This window comes from Nocardia sp. NPDC059691, assembly GCF_042733915.1.
Classification (GTDB): Bacteria; Actinomycetota; Actinomycetes; order Mycobacteriales; family Mycobacteriaceae; genus Nocardia; species Nocardia sichangensis.
This window is the reverse complement of sequence record NZ_JBHWFB010000012.1, coordinates 296,358-318,254: the sequence shown is the minus strand read 5'-3', so window position 1 is coordinate 318,254 and position 21,897 is coordinate 296,358. Positions and strand designations below refer to the sequence as shown.

Below are 21,897 nucleotides of genomic sequence, written 5' to 3'. Positions count from 1 at the left end.
CGCGACCGCCGCTTGCTCCTTCGTCGCGTACGCGGCGGCCGCGCAAACGCGAGCCGGGCCGCGAACGGCGCATGCTCGGTCTCGCTTCGCTCGAAACCTGGAGCTGAGGTGCGCTGGGCGCGTTCGGTGCGGGCCGGAGGACCTGACGTTCGCCTAGTAGCTCTTTCGCTCACCTCCGTGGCTGGCGCTGTGTAGCGTTCAGCGCTTATGAGCAGGAACCGAAGCTGCGCCGAAAGTGGCATGCGTGGAATCGGTGGCCGTGCCATGCGGCTATTTGCCGCAGGGCCTGCGATGCCTGCGCCGGTCCGATGCTGTCCGCGGCCCCCCTCATTACGCACTCCGCGTGACCGCCGTCGCGACTGTGTCGCCGGGCGGGCACCGGTAGCTGGGCCGCGGACAGCCGCGGACTACTTCAGGCCCTTGGCCCAGTCGTAGGACTTCAGGTAGGGGTCCGGCGTCACGGCCTTGCCGGAGTCCCACACGGTGTAGATCAGTCCGTCGGGGCGGATCTCGCCGATACGGGCGGTCTTGGTGATGTGGTGGTTGGCGCCGTTGATGGTGACCAGGCCCTCGGGCGCGTCGAACGTCACGCCGTCGGCGGCGGCCTGGATGTCCTCGACCTTGAACGACTTCGCCTTCTCGACGGTGTTCTTCCACAGGTAGACCGACGCGTAGGCGGCTTCCATCGGGTCCGAGGTCGGCTTGTCGGCGCCGAAGGCGGCCTTGTAGTCGGCGACGAACTTCCGGTTCACCGGGCTGTCGACGGTCTGGTAGTAGTTCCACGCGGTGAGCTGGCCGGCGATGTTCTGCGCGCCGATGCCCGCCACTTCCTCTTCGGCGATCGAGACCGAGACCACCGGCATCTCGGCGGCTTTCAGGCCCGCGTTGGTGTACTCGCGGAAGAACGCGACGTTGGAATCACCGTTGAGGGTGTTGAACACCGCGCCCGCCTTCGCGGCGCGAACCTTGTTCACGATGGTGGAGAAATCGGTGGAGCCGAGCGGGGTGTAGTCCTCGCCCTTGATCTCGATGCCGTTGGCGGCGGCGTACGCCTTGATCTCGCGATTGGCGGTCTGCGGGAAGACGTAGTCACTGCCCACCAGGTAGAGGGAGGTGATGCCCTTCTGCTTCAAGTAGTCCAGGGCCGGGACGATCTGCTGGTTGGTGGTGGCGCCGGTGTAGAAGATGTTCTTGCTGTCCTCCAGGCCCTCGTACTGCACCGGGTAGTAGAGCAGCGAGTTCAGGCTCTCGAACTTCGGCTTCATCGCCTTGCGGCTCGATGAGGTCCAGCCACCGAACACCGCGGCGACGCAGTCGAAGCTGATCAGCTTCTCGGCCTTCTCCGCGAAGGTCTTCGGGTCCGAGGCGCCGTCCTCGAGCACCAGGTCGATCTTCTTGCCGAGCACGCCGCCCGCGGCGTTGATCTGGTCGACCGCGAGCTTGGTCGAGTTGGCGACGGTGACCTCGGAGATGGCCATCGTGCCGGACAGGGAGTGCAGTGAACCGACCTTGATCGTGTCCTTCGACGTGTCGACGCAGGACGCGGCGCCCGAGCCGGTGGTCGAGGCGTCGTCCTTCGCGCCGCAGGCGGTCAGCAACAGGCCGGCGAGCGCGACCGCGGTGGGTACCGCCATCGCTCGAACCAAACGCCCGGAGCGATGGGTGGCACGGAAACTTGGCATGGGGCGAGCCCTTTCCTCATCAGGTATCGCGGCGGCGTCGGCAGGACGCCGCGTCGAACACCGCCGTCTTCGCCCCGCTCACGGCTGTAGACGGGGCTGTATACAACGGCTGTATTCGTGAAGGAACGGTAGACAGGAGTTGTTGCGCCGGAATATCTCTCGATGACAAGTCCGTTTCGTCTGTTTCGCCGATGTGAACCTTTCCTGTGAACGGATGGTGAACAGTTGTGAGATCCCGGCAAACCCGCTGGCCGGGGCGGATGTGGCTACGGTTGCGTAGCGTCGCCGCGATACGGCACGCTTCGATTCGTACGACGTCTGAACCGTCCCATGCCGCGGCGGCGGGCCGCGGACTCGAGTCGAGGAGGACCAGGTGGGCCACTACAAGGCGAACCTGAGGGATATCGAGTTCAACCTGTTCGAAGTCCTCGAGCTGGACAAGCTGCTCGATACCGGGGCCTACGGCGACCTCGATTCCGACACCGTCCGGGAGATCCTGTCCGAGGTGAAGCGCTTGGCCGAGGGGCCGGTAGCGGACTCCTTCGCGGCGGTCGACCGTGATCCGGTCGTCTACGACGCCGCCACTTTCTCGATCTCTGTTCCGGAGCCGCTCCGTAGGACCGTCGCCGCCGTGCGCGACGCGGACTGGAGCAGGCTCGGCATGCCGGAGGGCATGGGCGGCACCCCGGCCCCCGCCACGCTGGTCTGGTCGGTCGCCGAGATGATCACCTGCGCCAATCCGTCGGCGTCGTTCTTCAACATGGGCCCGGTCATGTCGTCCGTGCTGTTCGAGGTCGGCACCGAGCAGCAGCGGCACTGGGCGACGCTTGGTTTCGAAAAGGGCTGGCAGGGCACCATGGTGCTGACCGAGCCCGACGCCGGTTCCGACGTCGGAGCCGGTCGCACCAAAGCGATCCGGCAAGAGGACGGCTCCTGGCACATCGAGGGTGTCAAGCGCTTCATCTCCGGCGCGGAAGTCGGCGACACCGCCGAGAACGTCTTCCATCTGGTGCTGGCCCGTCCCGAGGGCGCTGGGCCGGGCACCAAGGGGCTGTCGCTGTTCTACGTGCCCAAGTTCCTCTTCGACCCCGAGACTTTGGCACTCGGCGACCGCAACGGCGTGTACGTCACCGGGGTCGAGCACAAGATGGGCCTGAAGTCCTCGCCCACCTGCGAGTTGACCTTCGGTGGCCACGGCACGCCCGCCAAGGGCTGGCTGGTCGGTGACGTGCACAACGGCATCGCGCAGATGTTCCAGGTGATCGAGAACGCGCGCATGATGGTCGGCGTCAAATCCTCCGGCACCCTGTCGACCGGTTACCTCAACGCGCTGGCCTACGCCAAGGAGCGCGTCCAGGGCGCGGATCTGACGCAGATGACCGACAAGGCCGCGCCGCGTGTGGCCATCACCCAGCACCCGGACGTCCGACGTTCGCTGGCCATGCAGAAGGCGTACGCGGAGGGTTTGCGGGCGGTGTATCTGTACACCGCCGCCCATCAGAACGCCGATGTGGCGCAGCTCGTTTCGGGCGCCGACCCCGAGCTGGCGCACCGGGTGAGCGATCTGCTGCTGCCGATCGTCAAAGGAGTCGGTTCGGAGCGGGCCTACCAGTACCTGACGGAATCGTTGCAGACCTTGGGTGGATCCGGTTATCTCCAGGACTACCCGATCGAGCAGTACATCCGGGACGCGAAGATCGACTCGCTGTACGAGGGCACCACCGCCATCCAGGCGCAGGACTTCTTCTTCCGCAAGGTCATTCGCGACCAAGGTGTGGCGCTCGGCCACGTCAACGCGCGGATCGCGGCGTTCCTGGACGCCAAGACCGGGCGGTTCGACACCGAACGCGAACTACTGCGCACGGCCGCCGAGGACGTACAGGCCATGGCCGCCTCGCTCACCGGCTTCCTGATGGCCGCCCAGCAGCAGCCCACCGAGTTGTACAAGGTGGGTCTGGGTTCGGTGCGTTTCCTGCTGGCGGTCGGCGATCTGCTCATCGGCTGGCGGCTGCTGGTCCAGGCGGAGATCGCGGCCGCCGCGCTGGCCGCCGACGCACCGGAGAAGGACCGCGCTTTCTACGCCGGAAAGGTCGCCGTCGCGAGCTTTTTCGTCAAGAACGCGCTGCCGACGCTGAGCGCGGTGCGCGGAATCGTCGCGACGTTGGACAACGACATCATGAACCTCGAAGAAAGTGCGTTCTAGAGGCGCGGCGGGTTCAGGGTTCGGGCTGGGACAGGAGTCTGAGCACCACGGGACGGGACAGGGTGCCGGAGACCTGACGGGCGAGGTGGTTGGCGCTCGCGCCCGCGGCGTGGGCGGCGCGTAGGGCGATAGCGAGTTCTTCGCGGGCGGCGTCGGCGGCGGCTTGGGCGTCGCGGAGACGCTGGGCGGCTCGGTCGACTCCGGACGGCTCGTCGTCGGCGGTCAAGTCGTTGACCAGCTCGACCTCGGGCAGGCGTGCTTCCCGTTCGCCGGCGGCCGTGTCGCGGCGCATCGCCGCTCTGGCGAACTCCATCAGGAACGCGCGGGTGGCGTTCCCATCCTCCGCGGCGGCCTCGCCGAGCAGCAGTTTGGTGGTCTGCGGAACGGCGAGTGACCAATTGGCCAGGCCGCACAGGGCAAGCAGCAGGCGGCCCGCGTTCGCGGAGTCCACGTCGAACTGTTCCTGCGCGCGATCGAATTTGCGCACGTAGTGCGCGGCGCGCCAGCCGTCTATGTCGTGCGCGTCGGCGCCGCGATGCAGTGCCTCCCAGAGCATCAGGCGCAGTAGCTGGGGGTTGTCCCGGTGGTAGTCGTACAGCTTGCCGACGTACGCGCCGGGTTCGGTGTCGGCCAGCGGCTTCACCACGTCGATGAACTCGCGCAGGGTGTCGATCAGGATGACGTCGAACAGCTTGTCCTTGCTGCCGAACAGTCCGTAGATGCGTTCCTTGTTGACACCCGCCGCGTCCGCGATCCGGTCGACCCGCGCGCCGGCCAGCCCGTGCTGCGCGAACTCGTCGCGGGCGGCGCGCAACAGGGCCTGCCTGGTCGCGTCACTGCGTTTCATCGTGGCGGTCATGACGGACACTTTACCATTCCATTAAACCAACTATTTGGTTGACAACGCGGCTCGCCAAGGCCTACCTTCGACCCATGGCAATGCCAACTCTTCAGTCCGTGGCTCCGGTCCGGACGCGCACCCGAGTCGTATCGTCGCGTGCCCACACCGGGCGCACCCTGCCCTTCTTCGTCTTGTCCGCACTGCTGGCGACCGGCCAGATGTACGTTCCGATCCCACTTTTCACCGCTATGCGGGCCGACTGGAGCGTCGGTCCCGCCGTGATGACCTGGATCATCAGCGCGTTCGCCTTCGGCTACGCCGGCGGCTTCGTCCTGTTCGGGCCGCTGTCGGATCGCTATGGTCACCGCCGGGTGCTCGTCACCGGGATGCTGGTGGCCGCAGCGGTCACACTGTTGACCGGTTTGGCGTTCAGCGCTCCACTGGCCGTCGGCCTGCGGGTGGCGCAGGGGCTGGTGGTGGGCTCGATCCCACCCGCGATCATGGCCTACGTGGCGACCCGCATCGCTCCCGCACACCGTGCCGTGGCCACCATGTCCGTGGCCACGTCGTTCCTCGCGGCGACGGTGGTCGCGCAGATCGTGTCGCAGTGGATGGTGGCCGCATTGCCATGGCGCACCGTGTTCGTCGCCTCCGCGGTCGCTTTCGCCGTGCTCGCGCTGGTGTTGCGGTCCGCGCTGCTGGCCGACGCGCCCACCGGCCGGGACAAGCCGCTGCGGCACAGCTACGCCGCCATTCCGGCGGTGCTGCGCATCCGGGCGCTGGTGCCGATGCTGATCGCGGGCGCGATGAGCATGGCGGTGATGGTCGGGGTGTACACCGGCCTCGAACTGACCGGAGTGGTTCGAGGCGCGGGCGAACTGCTCGCGCTGCGTGCAGGCGCGCTGCCGGTGATGGTGGCGCTTCCCCTGCTCGCGGTGCCGCTGGCCCGGCTGTCCAAGCACGGTCAGATCGCGCTGGGCGTACTGATCGCCGCCGCGGCGATGGTGGTCGCGACCTTCGAGGGAACTCACCCGGCCGTGCTGGCCGTGCTGCTCGCCGTTCTGGTCGGCGGACTGGGCATCATCGCGCCGGCCGTGCTGCAGAGCGCGGGTGAACTGGGCGGCGAATCCCGCGCGGCCGCAATGTCCGTCGCGATGTTCTCCTTCTACGTGGGCGCGACCATCGGCCCGCTGGTCGCCGCCGCCGCGGCGCCCCACGGCTTCGCGACCCTCGCCTGGACGCTGGCCCTGTTGCTCGTCACCGCACTGGGTATGACGGGGATCGGTCTCCGCATGCGGAGGTCGACGGCCGCCTGAGCGAACAGGATGTCCGGCCGGTATCGGTGCTCCGATACCGGCCGGATGTTCGTTCAGGGACGGTGCCGCAACGAAATCACCTGAGCTGTCAGCATTTCTTCGGGCTCCGGACCATTCCAGATCACTTCGATTTCGGTGTCGTGATATTCCCGGGCCACGTCGCGCAGCATCGCGACCGCCGCGGCGCGCGCCTGCTCCGGTGCGGCGTCAGCGGCGATCTGCGCCAGCCGACCGCAGAGCATCCCGCCCCGCGTGTCCAGGACGCTGTGCCGCCAACCTTCCGGCGTCGCGATCAGCACGATCGACGCGGGCATGGGGTACCGCGAATCACCGGCCATAGCGACAACCTACGGAACCGGTGGGACTACTTCAGCACGTACGGCGATACGGAGCTGCGGTGTTCGCTGATGTCGAGCACTTTGCCCAGGGGCGGGAAGGCGCGCTGCGGGCAATTGGCGCGTTCGCAGACTCGGCAGCCCGCACCGATCGGCGTCGGCTGCACTTCATCGAGATCGATGCCATCGGCGTAGATCACGCGGGCCGCGTGCCGCAATTCGCAGCCGAGACCGATGGCGAAGGTCTTGCTCGGCTGGCCGAAGCGGGTGGCGCGGCGTTCCACCGTGCGCGCCACCCAGAGGTATTTGCGGCCGTCGGGCATCTGCGCGATCTGGGTCATGATCTTGCCCGGGTAGGCGAAGGTCTCGTAGACGTTCCACAGCGGGCACGTGCCGCCGCTGGCGGAGAAGTGGAAACCGGTGGCGGACTGGCGCTTGGACATGTTGCCCGCACGGTCCACCCGCACGAACGAGAACGGCACGCCGCGCAGCGACGGCCGTTGCAGCGTGGAAAGCCGGTGGCAGATGGTCTCGTAGCTCTGCGTGAAGAACGCCGACAGCCGCTCGATGTCGTAGCGGAAGTCCTCGGCGACCTCGTGGAAATGCGTGTACGGCAGCACCGTTGCCGCGGCGAAGTAGTTGGCCAGCCCAAGCATGGCCAGCTTGCGGGCGTCCTCGGAGGCGAAATTGCCTTCCTCGACCAGCTTCTCCAGCAGCTCGCCGCACTCGAAGTAGGCCAGCTCGGCGGCCAGTTTGAAGGTTCGTTGCCCGCCGGACAGGTGCGGCGCGATCTCCAGGGTGCGGGTCTGCGGGTCGTAGCGGTGCAGCACGCCTTCGCCGAGGTCGATGCGCTCGATGATCCGTACGTCGTGGGCGCGCAGGATCCTGGCGATCTCGCTGTTCACGTCGCCGCCGTGGAAACGGATGCGGGCGGTGAGATCCTCGGCGGCGGTGTCCAGCTCGTGGATGTAGTTCTGGCGTTGGTAGAAGTAGTCGCGCACCTCCTCGTGCGGCTTGCTGATCGCGCCGCTGCCCGCGCCGTCGGCGAACCGGTCCTCGGTGGCGGCGGCCAGCTGGGCGGAAGTGTTGCGGTAGCGGTTGTGCATGTTGACCAGCGCGCGGGCCATGCTCGGGTGCGCCGAGACGATGTCCGCGATCTCCTGCGCGTCGGCCTCGATGCCCAGCTCCTCGTCCATCACGACCTCTTGCAGTTCCGCGATGAGCCGGGTGTCGTCCTGAGCGGAGAAGAAGGTCGTGTCGACGCCGAACACGTCACTGATCCTCAGCAACACCGGCACGGTGAGCGGGCGCACGTCGTGCTCGATCTGGTTCAGGTAACTCGCCGAGATCTCCAGCTGCTGGGCCAGCGAGACCTGGCTCAGTCCGCGTTCGGTCCGCAGTTGACGCAGCCGAGCGCCGACGTAAGTCTTGGCCATGCGTCCAGTTTATGGCTGCTTTCGCATCCGTGCCAATTTTCGATTAACACTCCTCGCAGACAGGTGTCGTACCCGGCGGCTACCGTCGGCAAGGTGTTGTTCTCGGATGTCGTGCTGGCCTCGGAGACCGTGCGGGCGACCAGGTCACGCAAGACGAAGATCGCGACGCTCGCCGCGCTGCTGACCGCGGCCGCGCCGGAGGAGCTCGTGCCCGTGGTCGCCTGGGCGTCCGGCGAACTGGCGCAGGGGCGGATCGGTACGGGGTGGCGCACGCTCACCACGCTCGACCACGCGCCCGCGCCGGTGCCCACGCTGACCGTGTCGGCGGTGCACGCGGCGCTCAGCGAGCTGGCCGTTGTCTCCGGCGCCGGTTCCGCGGCCAGGCGCAAGGAGCTGCTCGCGGCGCTGTGGTCCGCGGCGACGGCGAACGAGCAGGGCTTCCTGGTGCGCCTGCTCACCGGGGAACTGCGCCAAGGAGCGCTCACCGCCCTGGTCGCCGAAGCCGTGGCGGTCGCCGCGGACGTGCCGCCCGATGCGGTGCGTCGGGCATACATGTTGTCGGGCCGCCTGCCGGTCACCGCCGTCGCGGCGCTCACCGGCGGCGCCGCGGCGCTCGCGGAGTTCCGGCTCGAAGTCGGCCGTCCGATCCAGCCCATGCTCGCCTCGCCCGGTGCGACGCTGGACGAGGCGCTGATCGAGTTCCAGGGCGAGGTGAGCGTCGAGCACAAACTGGACGGCGCGCGCATTCAGGTGCACCGGGACGGCGACCGGGTCCGGATCTTCACCAGGACGCTGCGCGAGATCACCGCCGGCGTTCCGGAACTCGTCGAGCTGGTCGCGGGCCTGGACTGCACGAGCGTCGTGCTGGACGGGGAGACGCTGGCGCTCACCGACGCCGGACGGCCGCGTCCGTTCCAGGAGACCATGAGCCGGTTCGCCGAGATGAGCTCCACCAGGGAGCTGCTGCTGCATCCGTACTTCTTCGACTGTCTGCACCTGGACGGGCAGGACCTGCTCGACGCTCCGCTGTCCGAGCGGCGCGCCGCGCTGACGAAGGTGGCCGCCGAGCACACCATCCCGGCGATGCTGCGGCCGGATGCCGATGCGGCCGCGGAATACTTCGACGCCGCGCTGGCAGCGGGGCACGAGGGCGTCATGGTCAAGTCGTTGACCGCGCCGTACGCGGCGGGCAGGCGGGGCCGGGCCTGGCAGAAGATCAAGCCGACGCACACCCTCGACCTGGTCGTGCTCGGCGCGGAATGGGGCTACGGCCGCCGCACGGGCTATCTGTCGAACCTCCATCTCGGCGCGCGCGACCCGGAGGGCGGGGAGCCGGTCATGGTGGGCAAGACCTTCAAAGGACTCACCGACGCGCTGTTGCGGTGGCAGACCGACGAATTCCCCCGCCACGAGCGCTCGCGCGATCAGCACACCGTGTACCTGTGGCCGGAACTCGTCGTCGAGATCGCGCTGGACGGCGTGCAGGTCAGTTCCCGCTACCCCGGCGGTGTCGCTCTGCGTTTCGCTCGTGTGGTGCGGTATCGCCCCGACAAAGAACCCGCCGACGCGGACACCATCGATACCATTCGGGCGCTACTTCCGTGATGTGAAGCGCGGTCGCTCCCGCGCCGGGCGCGTGTCGGGCGTGCCGAGCACGTCGAGCCACTGTAAGTATGGGCAGCGCAAGGTTCCGGATGGCCCCCACAATTCAGTGGTCCGGCCGGTTCGTGCTTCCGGACAAGGAATCGGCGGGCGGGTGGGATGATGCGGAAATCGCTGTGCGGACGGTATGTCCTGCTGTTGGCGGCACTCCTGGGCGCCTTGGCGGTGAGTGCGGTCGGTACGCCCGTGCGGGCGAATCCGATCGAGCAGTTCCTCACGCCGTCGCGCGAGTATCCGGGAATCCTGCCCACGCCGCTGGACGATCCCTTCTACACGCCGCCGCCGGGCTTCGAGAGCCTGCCTCCGGGAGCGATTCTCGCGTCCCGTGCGGGCGGAACGGGCCTGACCGCGTTCCCGTTGCGGTCGACCGAACTGTTGATCCGGTCCACCGATTCGAAGGACCTGCCGGTGCCTGTGGTCGCGACATTGCTCGTGCCGCAGGCCCCGTGGACCGGACCGGGGCCGCGTCCGGTGCTGTCGTTCAATGCCGCGATCGACTCGCTCGGGCATCGGTGCGCACCGTCCTACAAACTCAGGAACGAGCCGACAGCCGAGTTCTGGGCCGCCCAGATTCCGCTGTCCAAGGGCTACGCCGTGCTCGTGCCCGACCATCAGGGCCCGCGGCAGGCGTACGCGGCGGGACTGATGGCCGGGCACGCGGTGCTCGACTCGATCCGGGCGGTGGTGAACACGCCGGAGTTCGGGTTGCGACCGGAAGCGCCGACCGTGGTCACCGGATACTCCGGCGGCGCCATCGCCAGCGGATGGGCCGCACAACTGGCCCCGCGATACGCGCCCGAGCTGAATCTGGTGGGTGCGGCGTTCGGCGGTGTCCCCGCCGACTTCGACATGCTGCTGTCCACCATGAACGGACGCAACGCCGCGTCCGGAGTCTTCCTGGCCGCCACTCTCGGACTGGCGCGGGAGTATCCCGAGCTGCTCGGCCTGATGAACGACGACGGCTGGCGGCTGGCTCAGGTCGGCAAGGACCTGTGCATGACCGCGGAGGAATTCGGCGGCGCCCTGGCGCCCATTCCGGTGCAGGCGCTCACCCATGCCGCCGCGCCCACCGACCTGCCGATGGTCAGGGAGATCCTGGCCGCCAATCGGCTGGGTGCGAGCGCGCCGACGGTGCCGGTGTTCCTGTATCACGCCACGCACGATCCGTGGGTGCCGCTGGCCGGTGCGGAGAAGCTCTACGCGGACTGGTGTGGCGCCGGAACGCAGGTGGATTTCCAGGTCCATTTCGGCGAGCACTTCCTCGTCGGACTCAGCGGCATCCCCGGCGCCAACTCGTGGATCGATGACCGGTTCGCCGGTCGGCCCGTCGCCCCACACTGCACCCGGACCGGCTGACCAGGACGGATCAGACTAGTGCACGGAGGCCGGACGAAGTTCCGGTAACCGGCATGACTGTGCCGTCCGGGGGTGCAGCACACTGGAGGCGTGACCGTCGAATTACTGGTTCTCCTGATCGTCATCGTCACGGCGCTCGCATTCGATTTCACCAACGGCTTCCACGACACCGCCAACGCGATGGCGACCTCGATCGCCACCGGCGCGCTCCGGCCGCGGGTGGCGGTCGCGCTCTCGGCGGCGCTGAACCTGGTCGGCGCGTTCCTGTCGGTGGCCGTCGCCGCCACCGTGGCGAAGGGCATCGTGCGACTCGACGCCGTCGGAGGCCAGGACCTGATCGTCATCGTGTTCGCCGGCCTCGTCGGCGGAATCCTGTGGAATCTGCTCACCTGGCTGTTCGGCCTGCCGTCGAGTTCGTCGCACGCGCTGTTCGGCGGTCTGATCGGGGCGACGCTGGCCGCGCTCGGCTGGAGCGGGGTGATCTGGGCGTCCGGGTCGGACGGCGTGGTCACCAAGATCATCCTGCCCGCGGTGCTCGCGCCCATCGTCGCCGCGCTGATCTCGGCGATCGGCACGTGGCTGGTGTACCGGATCACGCGTGACGCCGAGGAGGACAAGGTCACCGAGGGATTCCGCTGGGGCCAGATCGGCTCCGCCTCGCTGGTCTCGCTGGCGCACGGCACGAACGACGCGCAGAAGACGATGGGCGTGATCTTCCTCGCGCTCGTGGCGCACGGGACCCTCACCAAGGACGACGACCTGCCGCTGTGGGTGATGGCCGCGTGCGCCCTCGCCATCGCGGCGGGCACCTACCTCGGCGGCTGGCGGATCATCCGGACGCTTGGCAAGGGCTTGGTCGAGATCGACTCGCCCCAGGGGCTCGCGGCGGAATCCGCCTCGGCCGCGATCATCCTGACCTCCGCCCACTTCGGGTTACCGCTGTCCACCACGCAGACCGCGACCGGCTCCATCCTCGGCACCGGCCTGGGCAAGGGCGCCGAGGTGCGCTGGGCCGTGATGGGGCGCATGGTGGTCGCATGGCTGCTCACGTTGCCGCTGGCGGCGGTCGCCGGGGCGATCTGCTGGGGCATCGCCCACGTCATCGGCGGACTGGCCGGGGTGCTGGTGGTCTTCGCCCTGCTGGTCGGGTTGTCGACGCTGATGTACCTGCGGTCGCGGCGCGATCCGGTGCACACCGGCAACGTCAACGAGTGGCCGGGCGAGGGGGCCGACCCGTCCGCGGTCACGCCGGTCACGGACGATCAAGCCGCACCGCCCACAAGCGATCGGACCGTGCGGCCTGCGGGCGGCCGGACCACGTCGGCGGACTCGAACCGCTCCGCCCAGGTGTAGGAGGACCAGGCGTGCACACTCTCGTCACCAATCTGAACGCCCTGTGGAAAGTCATCGTGGCCGGGCTGGTGCTGGGTGCCGGTCTGCCGATGATCTTCGCGATCGGGGTGCGGTTCTGGTCGATGACCGCGACCACCGACGCGGGCACGGTGCGGCGTAACTATCCGGCCCTCGCGGTCGCGCTTGCGTGCTTCGTGCTGGTCGTCGTTGCGATCGTCACCGGCATCCTGTACACGGCGAAGGCGTTCCTGGCGGCCAAATTCGGCATCCATCTGTTCGGGCAGGCGTAAGGAGTGCCAGCGTGACCGATCCAGTGAAACCAGCCCCGGTTCGGCCGAAACTGCTCGGCAAAGTCGTGGGCTGGCTGCGCGCGGGCTACCCGCAGGGCGTGCCGCAGTCGGACTACGTGGCGTTGTTCGCCGTGCTGCACCGGCACCTCACCGACTACGAGGTGGTCGCGATCGCCGAGGAACTGGTCGCTTCGAACTCGGGCAGCGAGATCACGCACACCGAGATCGAGGAGGCCATCGCGCGGCTCGCCAAGGAGCAGCCGGACGAGCATGACGTGGCTCGCGTCGCGTCCCATCTGGCCGCCGGCGGCTGGCCGCTGGCCGATCCGCCCGCCGATTCCGACTGACCCGAGCCGCCGCCGATGCCTCCCTTCCTGCACGCGATCATCAGCTGGCTGCGGGTGGGATACCCGGACGGGGTCCCGGAAGCCGACTACATCCCGCTGCTCGCCCTGCTGCGCCGCCGCCTGTCCGACGCGGAGGTGGCCCGGATCGCCGCCGAGCTGGCCGGCTCCGGCGGCGCGGACATCGACCAGACCGACATCCAGGTGATGATCACCAAGATCACCAACGACATGCCGTCCGAAGCCGACGTGGCGCGGGTGCGCGCCCGGGTCGAGGCCAATGCGTGGCCGGGCGAGGACTGATCACGGGTATTCGCGCGGGCCGCTGAGATAGGGGAGGCGGCGCACGCCCGCCGCGACCTCGTAGGCGAGATCTTCATAGCCCAGCGACAGTTCGGCGACGCGCTCCCAGGCGTTGTGCACGGCCCATTCCGGCGCGCCGGAGAGGATGTCGTACGCGCTGGCGGAGAACTGCGCGAGCCGATCGACCACCATGCCCACGGTTTCGGTGTGCATGTGTGCGCCGCCGTGCGGCGGTGACGTCTCGGTGGCGACCCAGCGGTCGATGACGAGCACGAGGCGGGCGCGGTGCTGGTCGATCTCGTTCGTCCCGCCCGGTGCACAGCGCAGGCGGCGCTGGTGTAATCCCGCGAGTAGGTGAGCCGACTCCAGGACTGGGTGGGCGCGATGCGGCGCGATGCGGCAAGCCTTCAGGACGAGCTCTTTGGTGGGCAGCGGTTCCACTGCGTCAACCCCCTGGATCGAATTTTCGCGCCGGGCGTCACCTGAAGGATCATCGGCGATGCCGCCCGCCCGGACGCGGCAATCTGAACCGAGTGCGCAACGGCGCGGTGTCCCACGGCGATTCGAGGACGACGAGGCCGACCGCTTCCAGCGCGGTGAGCCCGACGGGGCGCACCAACTCCTCCGTCAGCGAAACCATCTCCGCCGCTTGGATAGCCGCCGTCGCCTGCTCGGTGTTCACCATCCGGCCACGCAGATAGGACACCACCCACGCGTCGTCACTGACCCGCCGCGCCTGATGCGGCGTCCGATCGCTCACGATCCACCTGCGGTCGACGACGTGCACGGACATCAGAACCCCCTCCCCGCCGGAGCGGGTTCTGTCGAAAGCCCCCGCTGTGATGCGCAACACTCGAATCGTAAACTATACAACTCACTTTACGAAAGTGATTGCGCGGCATTGTCCGCTGTATCGTGCTGACATGGCGCTGTCACCTGCGGTTGCGCGTTGGGAGCTCGCGCTCCGGCTCCGGCAGCGACGGCTGGAGCTGGGTATCGGTGCCGCGTCGATCACCAGAGCGCTCGATGTCTCGGCCGCGTACTGGTCGCACATCGAAAACGAGCGCAACCTGCTCCCCAAGGACAAACTGGAACGGCTACTGAGCATCCTCGAGATCGATGCCGACGAACAGCGTGAACTGCTCGCCCTCAGGGAAGCCGCGAGAGGCCGCGGCTGGTGGAGCCGCTATTCCGCACTGTTCGGGGAAGACATCCTCCGTTACTACGGAATGGAGTGGGGCGCCGAATCGATCCGGACGTATGAGAGCCTCATGATGCCGGGCCTGCTACAAGGCGAGGAATACATTCGGGCACTGATGCTTTCGTCGGGAGCGACAGTGCGGGCGATCGAAGTCGATCAGCGTGTCGAAGCGAGGTTGCATCGGCAGCGACGGCTGACGGGGGAGAGTCCTGTTTCGCTGCGGGTGGTTGTCGGCGAGGCGGCGCTCCGGCAGCAGATCGGGGGACCGGACGTACTGCGGCGTCAACTGATCCATCTGGCCGACGTCCTCGAGTCGCATGACGAGTGCGTCGAACTACAGGTCATTCCGTTCACTGCCGCAGACAGTGTCCCGGCGAGCTCCACCTACCATCTCCTCGACTTCGCCAGTCCGCGATTGCCGACGCTCGCGTGGCATGAATCGGCGGTATTCGGCCAGATCATCGTCGATGACGAGAGCCGAAAGGAAACCAAAGTGCGCGACCTGGGTTTCGTGTTCGAGCGGGCGCGAACAACCGCGCTGTCCCGAGACGAGTCCCTGACGCTCATCCGCGCGACCGCTGCTGAATTACAGTCGATCGAGTGAGCGGTACCGGGTGGTTCAAATCCTCGTATTCCAATGACAGCCAGACCTGCGTAGAAGTGTGCTTCGACGGTGGTCGGGTCCTGGTTCGGGACAGCAAGTTCGAGGGTCCATCGGACGCGTCGCCCACGCTGGCGTTCACGCCGACACAGTGGGCGGGATTCACCTCCGCGATCCGCACCGCCGACCTCACCTGACACGTCTCCCAGCAGACTCTCAGGTTCACGACACCCATAACACAGCTCCATCCGGAAGAGTGTTCCCGTCGATGCGAAGCGATCCATCGACAGCTTCACCGGTGGGCAACTGCCCTGCCCACCACTGGAACCGGCCGGCGGCGCAGCCCCCTCGCATGCGTCGCCGGCCGCTCAGGTCCACGAGTGGTACATGGCTGCGGCAAAACGCGAGAAGGCCTCTCGATGGTGTGCCACTCGTCAGATGTCGGCGCCGTGCCGGCGGAGGGCGTCCAGGGCCCGGGCGGTGATGGTTCGGGGGCGGTGGGTCAGGAGGGCGGCGCTTACTCGGATGAGGGTCCAGCCGAGGGATTCCAGTGCGGCGCTGCGGTCGATGTCCCAGGCGCGCTGGTCGCGGTCGGTCCAGTGGTGGGCTCCGTCGTATTCGACGGCGACTCGCCATTTGCGCCAGCCCATGTCGAGGCGTGCGAGGGTCATTCCGTCCGGGCCATGGATACGGATCTGGGTTTCCGGCGCGGGCAGTCCTGCTTGCCGCAGCAGCAAGCGCGTACGCGTCTCCTGGATGGACTCGGCGCCGCCGTCGATGTAGGGCAGAACTCGGCGCAAGCTCGTGGCGCCGCGTGCGCGCGGGTGCCGTTCGGCCAGCCGTTCGATGTCCGCGGTGGTCAGCCGGGTCGCGTTGCATAGGGCGTCGACGACTTCGACCGCCTCGTCGAAGTCGAGGCGTCGGGCCATGTCGAACGCGGTCCGCGCCGGTGTGGTGCACCGGAATCCGCCGACGCTGCATACTTCGTCCGCCGGTATGGCGTCCCGATAGACCAGCACGTGCCGTGGCGGCCGGGCACGAGTCGACAGCGCGATCTCGGCGGGCTTATCGTCCAGCCACTGCGTCCCATGCATAGCCGCCGCGGAGAACCCGACCAGAATCCCGGTGCCCTTGACCCAATGCGCGACCGCCTGCGCGCGCCCCCGCGCATCCAGCCGAATCCCCTTCCGGACATAAACATCCGGAAACACACGCTCGAAGTCCTTCCGCAACTCCCAAGCGCTTACCACCCCCGCGCGTACCGCCCAACTCCCCGGAAAAACCTCCCCGATCTCCCCCATACCCCCATCCTCCCCACCACCCCCGACAAATCTCGCGAGTGGCACATGGCTGTGGCAAAACGCGAGAGGAGGCCTCGATGGTGTGCCACTCGTGGCGGTCAACCGGCGAGGAGGTGGAGGAAGTGTTCGACTTCGGACTGGATGGCGGTGCGGGCGGGGGTGAGGTATTCGCGTGGGTCGGAGAGGTCGGGGGCTGCCGCTAGGCGGGCGCGGATGGCGGCGGTCATCCGGATGTTGAGGCGGGTGGCGATGTTGATCTTCGTCATGCCGTGTTCGACGGCGGCGCGCAGGCCGTGATCGGGGACGCCGGATGAGCCGTGCAGCACCAGGGGGACCGGGACCTTCGCGGCCAAGTGGGCGATGAGGTCGTTGTCGAGTTCGGCGGTGCGGGTGTGCATGGCGTGCGAGGAGCCGACGGCGACCGCGAGTGCGTCGACGCCGGTAGCGGTCACGAATTCGACCGCCTCGTCGGGATCGGTGCGTGCGCCGGGCGCGTGGGCGCCGTCCTTGCCGCCCACCTCGCCGAGCTCGGCTTCGATGTGCACACCGCGCTCGTGGCACCAAGCGGTGATCGCGGCGGTGGCGGCGCGGTTGTCGGCGTAGTCGAGGGCCGAGCCGTCGTACATCACCGAGCGGATGCCGAGATCGACGGCGGCATGGATCAATTCGGTGCTGGTGGCGTGGTCGAGATGCACCGCGATCGCGGCCTCACTGTCGGCGGCGATGCGCAGGCAGGCCAGTGCCAGCGGGGCGATGCCGCGGTGATGGCGCGCGGTGTTCTCCGACAGTTGCAGCACCACCGGCTTTCTCGCCGATTCCGCGGCGGCCGCGATCGCCTCGGCATGCTCGAGGGTTATCACGTTGAAGGCGCCGAGTCCGCCGGGGCGGGCCGTGGCGATCAGATCCGGTATCGAGGTCAGCGGCATGGTTGCGTGCTTTCAAGGGCGAGCGGCGTACAGGGTTTACGGCGGAGGCGCGACCGGATGCGTTGTGGACCGGCTGGTGCGTCCGTGACCGGCTCGCCGCATGCCGAGGTCGTCGGCGGGTGAACGCGGCATGTGGTTCGCCATGCGAGCCGCGTAAGCGACCAGGGGCGCGGGATCGCCCGGCTCGCCCGCATCGCGGGAGCGTTCCGCACGTTCGCGCGCAGCGGCGAACCGGCTCGGCCGTCATGGAGAAGTCTTCTGCGGTGTGGAGATGTCCAGTTCCCGAACCTGAACGGTCGGGGTGAGGCGGGTGCGCAGGGAGCGGTCGATCTCGCCGGCCACCGGAACCACCACGGCGGCCGCGGAGGTCGCGACCACGTCGGCGAGCAGGGCGGCCCAGTCCGGGCGCGATTCGGAGGAAAGGGCGGCGATCACCGCCGCCACCGCGGCATCGCCCGCGCCGGTGGGATTTCCGGCGAGCGGTTCGGCGAGCGCTCCGGTCCACGCGCCGTCGGCGGTCACCGCGACGATCCCCTCGGGACCGCGGGTCGCGATCAGGGCGCGCACTCCGTTGTCGATCAGCGGCTTCGCGGCGATGACGATGTCGTCGGCGGTCGTCGGCCGGGTGCCGATGAGGCGCTGTAATTCGGTCTCGTCCGGAGTGAGCACGATGCCGGGCACCTGGGCGGCCAAGCGCAGCGCTTCGCCGTCGACGTCGCAGATGGTGGGCACGTCGGCCGCGATGGCGGTGCGGGCGATCTCGGCGGGCAGGGATGGTTCGATGCCGCCGGGCAGCGACCCGGAGATGACCAATCCGGCGATTTCCGGGAGCAGTCCCGCCACCCGGACCGACAACTGTTCGGCGGCATGCGGATTGGAGACTCGCGCACCCGGCTCCCAGAGCGCGGTGGCCGTGCCGTCCTCGGATTCGCTGATCACCACGGTGCGGCGCACCCAGGGCAGCGCGTGCACGAAGTCGACCGGCATCTCCAGTTCGGCGGCGGCCGCGAAGGCGTGGTCGGAGAACCCGGTGGCCCTGGCGTACTTGCCGAGCTGATTCAGCACCCGGGTCACGTTGATGCCCTTGCCGCCGATGCGCTGCTCCACCGACCGGACTCGGTGGGCCTGCCCGCGTTCGAAGCGTTCGACGCGATAGGTCATGTCGTACGCGGGATTCATTGTCACGGTGAGGATCACTTCAACCACTGTCCACGTCTGAGCACCCCACGCAAGTGGAGATTGTCACGGACTGTCAATATGTCGGCGAAATAGCCGGGCCGCAGGTCACCGACGTCGGCGAGCCCGAGCGCGGCGGCCGGAACCGAGGTGGCCGCCAGGACCGCCGCGCGCAGCGGGACGCCGGAGTCGCGCACGGCCCGCGCGACGCATTCCAGCAGGGTGCTGACGCCGCCCGCGATCGACCCGTCGGCGATGCGCGCCACGCCGGCACGGACCGTCACCGGCTGCGGACCGAGCTGGTACTCGCCGTCGCCGAGTCCCGCGGCCTGCATGGCATCGGTGACCAGCGCGACTCGCCCCGGCGCGGTCGCGAACACCAGCGCGGCGAAGCCCGGATCCACGTGCACGCCGTCGCCGATCAGCTCCACCGTCACGTCACCGCCCGCGGCGGCCGCCAGCGCCGCGGCGACCGGGCCCGGGTTCCGGTGATGCAGCGGTGGCATGCCGTTCGCCAAGTGCGTCACGAGGCTTCCTGATCCTTTGGGGGCCAGCGCGTTCCGGAACGACGCGTAGTCGGTGTCGCTGTGGCCGAGCGCGACCACCACGCCGTTGTCGGTCAGCCGCCGCGCGACGGCCGCGTAGCCGGGACGTTCCGGCGCGAGCGTCATCGCGCGCAGGTGCGCGCCACCCGCTTCCAGCAGCCGGTCGGTCAACCCGAGATCGGGGTCGCACAGATATCGCGGGTCCTGCGCCCCGCAGCGCGCCTCGGACAGGAAGGGTCCCTCGACGTGGATACCGCCGAGCGCGCCTTCCTCGGCGAGTTCGCGCAAGGTGGCGGTCTGCGCCACCATTTCCGCGGCGGGGCCGGTGACCACGCTCGCCACCACGGTGGTCGAGCCGCGCGCATGGTGCGATTGCGCCGCCGCGCGGGCCTGCTCACCGCGCACGGTATCGAACCGGTACCCGAACCCGCCGTGATTGTGAATGTCCACAAGCCCCGGCAGCACGGTTCCCGAAAATGGCGGCTCAGGTAAATCACGATGCGTCGCGCGCCACTGCGCGAACGACCGCACCGCGTCGATCCGATCCCCGGACACCATCACTACGCCGTCGTCCACCGTGACGCTCGCCGAGACGATGCGCCCCCGGATGAGCTGTGTGTGTGCTGTCATTCGAGTGCCCCTCGGGTCGCGCGGACCGGCTGCTGGATAGGGATGTCCACTGTGCTGGCTGAAGTTTGTGGTGCGCCTCGGTTCGCAGGCCGCGCGGGTGACGTCATGTCAACGCTCCGCTGCGGGCGAAGAGGGCGGCGCCTGCCAAGCCCGCGCGTGCGCCGAACCGGCCGAGGACGACTCGGGGAGCGGGGACCAGGCGGAGCCGGTCGGACAGGGCGCGGTGCAGTGGGTCGGTGAGCGCCGCGCCGGCTCCGGCGAGCCCGCCGCCGAGCACGACGAGTTCGGGGCAGGCCGCGTGGACGATGCCGACCAGACCGTCGGCGAGCGCGTCGACCGCGTCCGCGACGACGGCGGCGGCGTCGGGGTCGGTGGACATGAGTGCGAAAACTTCCGCCGCGCCGCCGGTCTCGCGTCCGGTGCGCCGGGTGTAGGCCCGCGCGATGGCCGCGCCCGAGGCGACCGTCTCGACGCATCCGGTATTGCCGCAGGGGCAGGGCAATCCGCCCGCGCGCCGCACCGGCACGTGCCCGTACTCGCCGACCTGGCCGTAGCTGCTGCGCACCAGCCTCCCGCCGACCGACAGCGTGCCCGAGATACCGGTGCCGAGAATGACGACGCACACATTCTCGTGGCCCTGCCCTGCGCCGTACCGCCATTCCGCCCAACCGGCCACGGCGACATCGTGTTCGATCAGCGTCGGTACACCCCAGCGCTCGGGGAAGCGGTCGCCCACGTGCACGTCCCGCCAGCCGACGTTGCTGCTGAACACGGCGACCGACCGGGCGGTGTCGACGATGCCGGGCAGCACGACGGCGGCGCGACGTACCCGGCGGCGGTCGGATTCCGGGAGTCCCCCGAGTAACCGATCGCCCAGCTCGCCCATGGCATCGAACGCGGCCGGACCATGCGGTGTAGCCACGGTGCCCACGGCCAGCGCAGCGCCCCCCGCGTCGGTGATCTCGCCTTTGATGGTGGTGCCGCCGACATCCATGCCGAGCACGAGCGCGTCGTCCGGCAGCGCCCGCGCCGCTGTGCCGAGTATGTCCGTGGGCTGCCCGGCCGAACCTCGCCGCGCGGTCGGCCGGTCGCCGGGGCATGCGCGGTCCGTCCCCGCGCCGCGCGATCCGGACACAGACGCACCCGACGGCGCACGCGGCTGCTCGGTTCCCATCCTCGGCACAGTAGTTCGTGGTGGCTCCCGCGACGGTGCGCATGCGGCCTGTGGTGATGTCACGAGTTCGAGTCGACTCGAGGCCGACGGTGTGGCTGCGGGCGCGACGATGCCGTCCGTACCCGGCGCGGTACGGCGAATGCTCACCGCAGGCCCTCGGTCACGACTTCAAAACCACCGAGCGATTCAGGCCGCGCGGGTGGTCGGGGTCCAATCCCAGGTCGGCGGAACGCAGGAGGCAGAGCCGATGCACTCGGACCAGGTCCGCCATCGGGTCGATGTCGCGATGCTCCAGGTGGGCGCCGGTGGCGGCGACGTCGTCGGCGAAGCCCGGCTCGAGTGGGCCGAACGCCCAGACCGCCCGGCCGGGCGCCGAGATGGCGATCGGGCCGTGGCGGTACTCCGTCGCCGGATACGCCTCCGTCCAGGACTGGCAGGATTCGCGAAGCTTGAGGGCCGCCTCCTCGGCGATGGCCGCCGCGAATCCCATACCGACGAAACTGATCTGCTCTGCGTGGCGCACCGCGGCCAGCGACTCGGCGGGATCCTCGGCGAGCACCGCGCGCGCTCGGGCGATCACCGGGGCGAGGTCTTCGCCGAGGTGGTTGCGCAGGATGGCGAGGGTGGTCGTCGCGAAGCGGGTCTGCACCACCGACCGCTCATCGACCTGGTCGATGAGGATCGGGTCGCCCAGTTCGAGGACGGGCGTGCCGGGACTGGAGCAGATCACCGTCCGAGGGACGTGCGCCGGGATGTCCCGCATCGCGCGCACCACTTCGGTGGTGGTGCCGGAGCGGCAGATCACCAGGTAGCGGTCGTACTCGCGAGCGCGGACCGCGCTGGCGGGCCAGGCGTCGGTGAGGCCATGACCCGCGCCCTCGCGCAGTGCCGCGATGGCGCGCGCCATGAAATACGACGTGCCGCAACCGATCACCGCGATGCGCTCGCCCGGTTTCGGCAGTACGGCGCGATGTTCCGCCGCGACGGCGGCGGCGTGCGTCCAATCGTCCGGCTGGGTGGCCACTTCGGTGACCAGATGCGGCTGCGGCGTGTGGTCGGCAGGCGTAGGCACGCCACCAGCTTCACTCTGGATGATCGTTTATGTCAAATTTCAGACGAAAACGGTCACATATGATCACAATTCGGGCTAGATTGAGGTGCACCGACGGTGTGTCCTCCCATCATCGGCGGCTCCGCTGGCGCCGGGTGGGTAAATCTGAAA

The 21,897-nt window shown here is 68.6% G+C and carries 22 protein-coding genes; 10 read left to right on the top strand and 12 right to left on the bottom strand.

All coding sequences use genetic code 11. The features are described from left to right. Positions 1 to 407: 407 nt before the first annotated feature. Complete coding sequence (urtA, locus tag ACFV2O_RS26575) at positions 408 to 1,682, bottom strand: urea ABC transporter substrate-binding protein (RefSeq protein WP_379254089.1); 1,275 nt, start codon at positions 1,680 to 1,682, stop codon at positions 408 to 410. A gap of 373 nt (positions 1,683 to 2,055) precedes the next feature. On the opposite strand from urtA, the gene ACFV2O_RS26570 reads away from it, so the two are divergent. Beyond that, positions 2,056 to 3,885, top strand: a complete 1,830-nt coding sequence (locus ACFV2O_RS26570) for an acyl-CoA dehydrogenase (protein WP_379254088.1) — start codon at positions 2,056 to 2,058, stop codon at positions 3,883 to 3,885. A 13-nt stretch (positions 3,886 to 3,898) separates the two neighbouring features. Here ACFV2O_RS26570 and ACFV2O_RS26565 read toward each other — a convergent pair whose 3' ends face one another. Continuing rightward, on the bottom strand, positions 3,899 to 4,744 hold the full coding sequence (locus ACFV2O_RS26565) for a TetR/AcrR family transcriptional regulator (RefSeq protein ID WP_379254087.1): 846 nt from the start codon (positions 4,742 to 4,744) through the stop codon (positions 3,899 to 3,901). 74 nt (positions 4,745 to 4,818) lie between these two features. Between ACFV2O_RS26565 and ACFV2O_RS26560 the strand changes: the two genes are divergently transcribed. Next, positions 4,819 to 6,042: an MFS transporter gene (locus ACFV2O_RS26560; RefSeq protein WP_379254086.1), complete on the top strand. Its 1,224-nt coding sequence runs from the start codon at positions 4,819 to 4,821 to the stop codon at positions 6,040 to 6,042. Between the two features lie 53 nt (positions 6,043 to 6,095). On the opposite strand, the gene ACFV2O_RS26555 is transcribed toward ACFV2O_RS26560, so the two are convergent. Together ACFV2O_RS26555 and ramB are read right to left on the bottom strand one after the other, a co-directional pair. Further along, entirely contained in the window at positions 6,096 to 6,380 is a 285-nt protein-coding gene (locus ACFV2O_RS26555) for a hypothetical protein (protein ID WP_379254085.1), read from the bottom strand. A gap of 26 nt (positions 6,381 to 6,406) precedes the next feature. Further along, positions 6,407 to 7,813 (bottom strand): acetate metabolism transcriptional regulator RamB, encoded by a 1,407-nt coding sequence (gene ramB / locus ACFV2O_RS26550; protein ID WP_379254084.1) that lies wholly within the window; start codon positions 7,811 to 7,813, stop codon positions 6,407 to 6,409. Between the two features lie 93 nt (positions 7,814 to 7,906). Here ramB and ACFV2O_RS26545 point away from each other — a divergent pair, with 93 nt between their 5' ends. The 6 genes from ACFV2O_RS26545 (at position 7,907) to ACFV2O_RS26520 (ending at position 13,121) form a co-directional block, all read left to right on the top strand. After that, positions 7,907 to 9,418, top strand: a complete 1,512-nt coding sequence (locus ACFV2O_RS26545; RefSeq protein ID WP_379254083.1) for an ATP-dependent DNA ligase — start codon at positions 7,907 to 7,909, stop codon at positions 9,416 to 9,418. A gap of 159 nt (positions 9,419 to 9,577) precedes the next feature. Beyond that, on the top strand, positions 9,578 to 10,831 hold the full coding sequence (locus tag ACFV2O_RS26540; protein WP_379254082.1) for a lipase family protein: 1,254 nt from the start codon (positions 9,578 to 9,580) through the stop codon (positions 10,829 to 10,831). Positions 10,832 to 10,921: 90 nt separating this feature from the next. Next, complete coding sequence (locus tag ACFV2O_RS26535; protein ID WP_379254081.1) at positions 10,922 to 12,184, top strand: anion permease; 1,263 nt, start codon at positions 10,922 to 10,924, stop codon at positions 12,182 to 12,184. Between the two features lie 11 nt (positions 12,185 to 12,195). After that, entirely contained in the window at positions 12,196 to 12,474 is a 279-nt protein-coding gene (locus ACFV2O_RS26530; RefSeq protein ID WP_355071765.1) for a hypothetical protein, read from the top strand. A gap of 11 nt (positions 12,475 to 12,485) precedes the next feature. Next, positions 12,486 to 12,821: a DUF3349 domain-containing protein gene (locus tag ACFV2O_RS26525; protein ID WP_355071767.1), complete on the top strand. Its 336-nt coding sequence runs from the start codon at positions 12,486 to 12,488 to the stop codon at positions 12,819 to 12,821. A gap of 15 nt (positions 12,822 to 12,836) precedes the next feature. Beyond that, positions 12,837 to 13,121 (top strand): DUF3349 domain-containing protein, encoded by a 285-nt coding sequence (locus tag ACFV2O_RS26520; protein ID WP_355071768.1) that lies wholly within the window; start codon positions 12,837 to 12,839, stop codon positions 13,119 to 13,121. On the opposite strand, the gene ACFV2O_RS26515 is transcribed toward ACFV2O_RS26520, so the two are convergent. Next, positions 13,122 to 13,562 carry a DUF4254 domain-containing protein gene (locus ACFV2O_RS26515; RefSeq protein WP_379254080.1) on the bottom strand — a complete coding sequence of 147 codons (441 nt, stop codon included), beginning with the start codon at positions 13,560 to 13,562 and terminating at the stop codon, positions 13,122 to 13,124. Positions 13,563 to 13,611: 49 nt separating this feature from the next. After that, positions 13,612 to 13,914 (bottom strand): hypothetical protein, encoded by a 303-nt coding sequence (locus ACFV2O_RS26510; protein ID WP_379254079.1) that lies wholly within the window; start codon positions 13,912 to 13,914, stop codon positions 13,612 to 13,614. Between the two features lie 130 nt (positions 13,915 to 14,044). Here ACFV2O_RS26510 and ACFV2O_RS26505 point away from each other — a divergent pair, with 130 nt between their 5' ends. Beyond that, positions 14,045 to 14,926, top strand: coding sequence for a DUF5753 domain-containing protein (locus ACFV2O_RS26505; RefSeq protein WP_379254078.1), 882 nt, complete (start codon positions 14,045 to 14,047; stop codon positions 14,924 to 14,926). Further along, a complete protein-coding gene (locus tag ACFV2O_RS26500; protein ID WP_379254077.1) occupies positions 14,923 to 15,120 on the top strand; it encodes a DUF397 domain-containing protein in 198 nt (65 codons plus the stop codon). Before ACFV2O_RS26505 ends, ACFV2O_RS26500 begins: the two co-directional genes overlap by 4 nt. A 237-nt stretch (positions 15,121 to 15,357) precedes the next feature. Here the strand turns inward: ACFV2O_RS26500 and ACFV2O_RS26495 are convergent, their stop codons facing one another. From ACFV2O_RS26495 to ACFV2O_RS26470, 6 genes are all read right to left on the bottom strand, one after another. After that, entirely contained in the window at positions 15,358 to 16,224 is an 867-nt protein-coding gene (locus tag ACFV2O_RS26495) for a DUF559 domain-containing protein (protein WP_379254076.1), read from the bottom strand. A 98-nt stretch (positions 16,225 to 16,322) separates the two neighbouring features. Further along, entirely contained in the window at positions 16,323 to 17,150 is an 828-nt protein-coding gene (locus ACFV2O_RS26490; protein ID WP_364424451.1) for a class II fructose-bisphosphate aldolase, read from the bottom strand. A 243-nt stretch (positions 17,151 to 17,393) separates the two neighbouring features. Next, complete coding sequence (locus ACFV2O_RS26485; RefSeq protein WP_379254075.1) at positions 17,394 to 18,356, bottom strand: hexose kinase; 963 nt, start codon at positions 18,354 to 18,356, stop codon at positions 17,394 to 17,396. Beyond that, complete coding sequence (locus ACFV2O_RS26480) at positions 18,344 to 19,501, bottom strand: N-acetylglucosamine-6-phosphate deacetylase (RefSeq protein WP_379254074.1); 1,158 nt, start codon at positions 19,499 to 19,501, stop codon at positions 18,344 to 18,346. Before ACFV2O_RS26480 ends, ACFV2O_RS26485 begins: the two co-directional genes overlap by 13 nt. A 103-nt stretch (positions 19,502 to 19,604) precedes the next feature. Beyond that, a complete protein-coding gene (locus tag ACFV2O_RS26475; protein ID WP_379254073.1) occupies positions 19,605 to 20,675 on the bottom strand; it encodes an ROK family protein in 1,071 nt (356 codons plus the stop codon). A gap of 160 nt (positions 20,676 to 20,835) precedes the next feature. Next, positions 20,836 to 21,747 carry an SIS domain-containing protein gene (locus ACFV2O_RS26470; RefSeq protein WP_379254072.1) on the bottom strand — a complete coding sequence of 304 codons (912 nt, stop codon included), beginning with the start codon at positions 21,745 to 21,747 and terminating at the stop codon, positions 20,836 to 20,838. Positions 21,748 to 21,897 lie beyond the last annotated feature (150 nt).

Excerpts from the sequence above, each read along its gene's own strand:
- ACFV2O_RS26475 (WP_379254073.1), bottom strand. The coding sequence starts at position 20,675 with ATGGGAACCGAGCAGCCGCGTGCGCCGTCGGGTGCGTCTGTGTCCGGA.
- ramB (WP_379254084.1), bottom strand. The coding sequence starts at position 7,813 with ATGGCCAAGACTTACGTCGGCGCTCGGCTGCGTCAACTGCGGACCGAA.
- ACFV2O_RS26560 (WP_379254086.1), top strand. The coding sequence starts at position 4,819 with ATGGCAATGCCAACTCTTCAGTCCGTGGCTCCGGTCCGGACGCGCACC.
- ACFV2O_RS26480 (WP_379254074.1), bottom strand. The coding sequence starts at position 19,501 with ATGACAGCACACACACAGCTCATCCGGGGGCGCATCGTCTCGGCGAGC.
- ACFV2O_RS26510 (WP_379254079.1), bottom strand. The coding sequence starts at position 13,914 with ATGTCCGTGCACGTCGTCGACCGCAGGTGGATCGTGAGCGATCGGACG.
- urtA (WP_379254089.1), bottom strand. The coding sequence starts at position 1,682 with ATGCCAAGTTTCCGTGCCACCCATCGCTCCGGGCGTTTGGTTCGAGCG.
- ACFV2O_RS26505 (WP_379254078.1), top strand. The coding sequence starts at position 14,045 with ATGGCGCTGTCACCTGCGGTTGCGCGTTGGGAGCTCGCGCTCCGGCTC.
- ACFV2O_RS26490 (WP_364424451.1), bottom strand. The coding sequence starts at position 17,150 with ATGCCGCTGACCTCGATACCGGATCTGATCGCCACGGCCCGCCCCGGC.
- ACFV2O_RS26565 (WP_379254087.1), bottom strand. The coding sequence starts at position 4,744 with ATGACCGCCACGATGAAACGCAGTGACGCGACCAGGCAGGCCCTGTTG.
- ACFV2O_RS26520 (WP_355071768.1), top strand. The coding sequence starts at position 12,837 with ATGCCTCCCTTCCTGCACGCGATCATCAGCTGGCTGCGGGTGGGATAC.
- ACFV2O_RS26540 (WP_379254082.1), top strand. The coding sequence starts at position 9,578 with ATGCGGAAATCGCTGTGCGGACGGTATGTCCTGCTGTTGGCGGCACTC.
- ACFV2O_RS26555 (WP_379254085.1), bottom strand. The coding sequence starts at position 6,380 with ATGGCCGGTGATTCGCGGTACCCCATGCCCGCGTCGATCGTGCTGATC.
- ACFV2O_RS26495 (WP_379254076.1), bottom strand. The coding sequence starts at position 16,224 with ATGGGGGAGATCGGGGAGGTTTTTCCGGGGAGTTGGGCGGTACGCGCG.